This window comes from Massilia mucilaginosa, from assembly GCF_011682145.1.
In the GTDB taxonomy this organism is placed as follows: Bacteria; Pseudomonadota; Gammaproteobacteria; order Burkholderiales; family Burkholderiaceae_D; genus Telluria_A; species Telluria_A mucilaginosa.
The window spans coordinates 1-350 of record NZ_WHJH01000260.1 but is presented as its reverse complement, the minus strand read 5'-3'; the positions used below and the strand labels follow the sequence as shown (position 1 = coordinate 350).

Annotated in this window: 1 protein-coding gene; it reads left to right on the top strand. The window is 66.3% G+C overall.

What is annotated here, in order from left to right; genetic code table 11:
• Window positions 1-350 (top strand): GspE/PulE family protein (locus F2P45_RS34775; RefSeq protein WP_223164937.1); only part of this gene is annotated, 350 nt, incomplete at both ends.

Below are 350 nucleotides of genomic sequence, written 5' to 3'. Positions count from 1 at the left end.
ACCAACGATGCGGCGGCGGCCGTCACGCGCCTGCTCGACATGGGGATCGAACCGTTCCTGCTGTCCTCGTCCTTGCTGGGCGTGATGGCGCAGCGCCTGGTGCGCAAACTGTGCGAGCACTGCAAGGTGCGCGACGAAGTCGAAACGCCGCAGGGCCGCTCGGTCCAGTGGAAAGCGGTCGGCTGCGACAAGTGCGGCCAGACCGGTTATCACGGCCGGGTCGGCGTGTACGAACTGTTAGAGACGAACGACAAGATCAGCGCCCAGATCCACAACCGCGCGTCCGAAGCCGAGATCCGCGTGGCGGCCCAGGCCAGCGGCATGAAAACCATGCGCGAGGATGGCCAGCG